5 protein-coding genes are annotated in these 3,128 nt (G+C 61.0%); all 5 read left to right on the top strand.

Annotation, left to right across the window (positions count from 1 at the left end):
- The coding region (gene sctJ, locus Q7O77_RS16290; protein WP_304169730.1) for a type III secretion system inner membrane ring lipoprotein SctJ at positions 1-584 on the top strand (584 nt) is incomplete at its 5' end.
- A 3-nt stretch (positions 585-587) separates the two neighbouring features.
- Positions 588-1,220, top strand: a complete 633-nt coding sequence (locus Q7O77_RS16285) for a serine kinase (protein WP_304169728.1) — start codon at positions 588-590, stop codon at positions 1,218-1,220.
- Positions 1,221-1,245: 25 nt separating this feature from the next.
- The gene (sctL, locus tag Q7O77_RS16280; protein WP_304169726.1) at positions 1,246-1,842 is read left to right on the top strand and encodes a type III secretion system stator protein SctL; all 597 of its coding nucleotides are present in this window, start codon (positions 1,246-1,248) and stop codon (positions 1,840-1,842) included.
- Positions 1,843-2,077: 235 nt separating this feature from the next.
- Positions 2,078-2,305 (top strand): type III secretion protein HrpF, encoded by a 228-nt coding sequence (locus tag Q7O77_RS16275; protein ID WP_304169724.1) that lies wholly within the window; start codon positions 2,078-2,080, stop codon positions 2,303-2,305.
- Positions 2,292-2,726 (top strand): type III secretion system chaperone, encoded by a 435-nt coding sequence (locus Q7O77_RS16270; RefSeq protein ID WP_304169723.1) that lies wholly within the window; start codon positions 2,292-2,294, stop codon positions 2,724-2,726. The genes Q7O77_RS16275 and Q7O77_RS16270 overlap by 14 nt, the downstream gene beginning before the upstream one ends.
- Positions 2,727-3,128 lie beyond the last annotated feature (402 nt).

Here is a 3,128-nt window from a genome sequence, read left to right as displayed (position 1 = left end):
CCCGCGATATCGAGCGGGCGGTGAATATTTTGAATGCCGCCGGGCTGCCGCGGCAGAGCAGAACCAATTTGGGTGAGGTCTTCCAGAAAACAGGCGTAATTTCAACGCCGTTGGAAGAGCGCGCCCGCTATATCTATGCGCTGTCGCAGGAGGTGGAGTCCACGCTCAACCAGATCGACGGCGTTCTGGTCGCCCGCGTTCATGTCGTGCTGCCTGAGCGCATCGCCCCCGGCGAGCCGATACAACCCGCTTCGGCGGCGGTTTTCATCAAACACCGAGCTGAATTGGATCCGGACAGCATCAGGCCGCGTATTCGGCGCCTGGTCGCCAGCAGCATTCCGGGGCTGAGCGGGAAAAGCGACAAAGAGTTGTCCATCGTTTTCTCGCCAGCCAAGCCCTATCACGACAGCGTACCGACCGTCTCGGTGGGGCCGTTGACGCTGACCCCGCAGGGGGTCAATCACCTGCAGTGGGCCGGTTCTCTCCTGGCATTGGCGATAGCAGCAGGCGTGGGAGGACTGATGGCGAAACCGTGGTGGCGGCAACAGCTAACGCGTAAAAAACCGCCGACGCAGGAGTCCTGACCGATGACGCCCCTCGCGGAGATGAGCCGGGACGCGCAGCTAAGGTGGGTCCGCTGGTGGGCCTACGGTTGTGTTCTGGAGGCGGATCATAGCTGGCAGGTCGATACCGCTTTGGCCGGAGGACGGACAGCGCTGGAGAGTCTGGCGCCGTTGCAGCACCGGTTGTTGCGCGCGCGCTGGTGCCTGCCGGAAGGCCTGCCCGAGCCTCCCTCGCAGACGCTATGGCAGCTGATTGCCTTGACGCCGCCTCAGCGCGTTTGGGCGCTTGAGCTGATTGCGGCGGTATGCCGGGAGCCGGAGCGATCGCTGCCGCCGGAGCCATCGCTATGGTGCCGTCGGCTGGCGAAAGCGCTGCGTCCGGGACTTTGGCTACCCGAAAACCTGAATTTTACCGCACGGCGGCAGAGCGACGCGCTCTGCCTGCTGCGCCATTGTCTATCCGCAGCCGTCTGGCCGCGCGTTCGATTGTTGTTTCCGCGTTCGTGGAGCATCGATGTGGAGGAGACGCCTGCCGTGGCGTTGCCCGCAAGTCGAGTGAATGTGCTGTGCGACGCTGCGATATGGAAAGCGCGCCTTTGCGCCGCGCCGGACGGTGACGACGTCGGCGTGTTTGTGAGTCAGAGAAGAGAGTCATGAGTTTAATGGAAAAGAGGGAGTCAGGATGCTGACACGAAAACAATTGAAGCTGGTTACCGGTACGGAAACCATGGAAGACACGGTAATTAAAGCGGACCGGTTGCAGCAACATCACCGGGGACTGGAGGTGATTGAAACGGCCGAACGGCAGGCGAAAGATCTGCTGGCGGAAGCAGAGCGCCGGGCGCAGGAGGACGTGGGGCGGACGGTCCGTCAGGCCGAAGCGCGATTTCTGCGTCAGGCGGACGACATCCTGCGCGGATGGCAGCAGGAGCGGGCGTTAATGGAAGCCTTCGTCGCCGAACAGGCGGGCCAGGTGCTGAGTGACGCGATGCGCCAGCTGGTACAAGACATCCCGGACGAACAGCGCACCTCCGCGTTGCTGCGTCAGCTGTTACGCAATCAGAGCGGAGAAGGCCGGGGCGTGCTCTATTGCCATCCCGAGCAACAGCCTCAGGTGGCAAACTGGCTGAACGATCACGCGCATCTGGGATGGCAATTAGCTATCGACGACGTGCTGGATAAAGATGAACTGCAACTAATGACGCCTCAGGGCGTGATGAACCTGAGCTGGCGCCGCGCGGTGGAACAGCTGATCCCAACGCCTGCTTCTACGCCTTAGCCGACGCGAACGTCGCGTGGCATCCGACGGCGACGCCACGCGGCTGCCCCCTCAGTCCGTCCTGGCGGACTGAGGGGACATCGATCCTTCAGGATCGACGCTGACACGGTTATCCCCCCCCCTAGATTGCTTGCCGATACACCTTCCGAGTACGAACTTTTGCCTTCCCCGGGAACCGCCGCCTGTGAACTGACCACCTAAAGGGCAGGTTCAACAACTCACAGGAGTACTCATCATGTCTTCATCGCTGGGATTACAGCGTCGGCTGGATACCGCATTTGTGGATGCGCAGTCGCAGCTGGATACGATGGCGCTGGATGTCGCGGAAGGAGGAGCCAACATGGCGGACAGCCATGCCTTTTTCGAAGCCAGTATGGACTACGCCAACGCCAACTGGGCGAGCGGACAGCTGCTGAGCGTTAAGCACGGTCTGGCCAAGGCCATCATCAATGACTTCAACTGAGCTCATTCACCTCCTCGAACACTGGCTAAACCACCTGGGCGGTCCGCTGACGCTGGATATTGACGGCGGACCGGTTTTGCTGACCCGCTACCCGCGCGGCATCGGTTGTTCAGCTCGGTTGACGTCGGCGATTGAGGTGAATGATGCCTTACTGCAGCGAGCGCTGGTGTGCTCATCCGCCTCGGTGCAGCGCTTTGGTTTACAGGCGGCGGCGCTGGCCTACGCCCAAGGGGACAAACAGCTCTGGCTGCTGATGCGGCACGCGCCGGATGAGCCGCAGGCGCTCTGCCGCACGCTGGAAAGGCTGGTGAATCAGCGGGACGCGTGGCAGGGCCTGTTGCTGCTGGAGCGACGCAACACCGCTCTCCCGGTCACTAACCTCCACACGCTGGCCTGGTCGCAAGGAGATTGGCATGCGTAACCTGATCTATTCATTTCTATTCACCCTGTATCGCCTGTTTTGCTGGTCGCTGGTGTTCATCGGGATGCTGCCGATAGTGCATGCCGCCACGCCGTCGTCGTGGAACAAAGGCGCTTACGCCTATTCGGCGGAAAACGCGCCGTTATCCCAGGTATTACAGGATTTTGCCGACAGTCACGGCGTTGAATTGCTGCTCGGTCAGATCCCGGATCACGCGGTCAACGGTAAAATTCGGGCGGAAAGTCCGGTGGCTTTTATCGATCGGCTGGCGCTGGAACATCATTTTCAGTGGTTCGTGTACAGCAACACGCTGTATGTCAGCCCGCAGGATGAACAGACGTCGCTGAGTCTGGAGACTGTCTCTTATACACATCTCCGAGCCCACGAGACTAAGGCGAATCT

It is taken from the genome of Lonsdalea britannica (genome assembly GCF_946477055.1).
GTDB classification, from domain to species: domain Bacteria; phylum Pseudomonadota; class Gammaproteobacteria; order Enterobacterales; family Enterobacteriaceae; genus Lonsdalea; species Lonsdalea britannica_A.
This window is presented reverse-complemented; position numbering and strand designations above follow the sequence as displayed.

Excerpts from the sequence above, each read along its gene's own strand:
- Q7O77_RS16285 (WP_304169728.1), top strand. The coding sequence starts at position 588 with ATGACGCCCCTCGCGGAGATGAGCCGGGACGCGCAGCTAAGGTGGGTC.
- sctL (WP_304169726.1), top strand. The coding sequence starts at position 1,246 with ATGCTGACACGAAAACAATTGAAGCTGGTTACCGGTACGGAAACCATG.
- Q7O77_RS16275 (WP_304169724.1), top strand. The coding sequence starts at position 2,078 with ATGTCTTCATCGCTGGGATTACAGCGTCGGCTGGATACCGCATTTGTG.
- Q7O77_RS16270 (WP_304169723.1), top strand. The coding sequence starts at position 2,292 with ATGACTTCAACTGAGCTCATTCACCTCCTCGAACACTGGCTAAACCAC.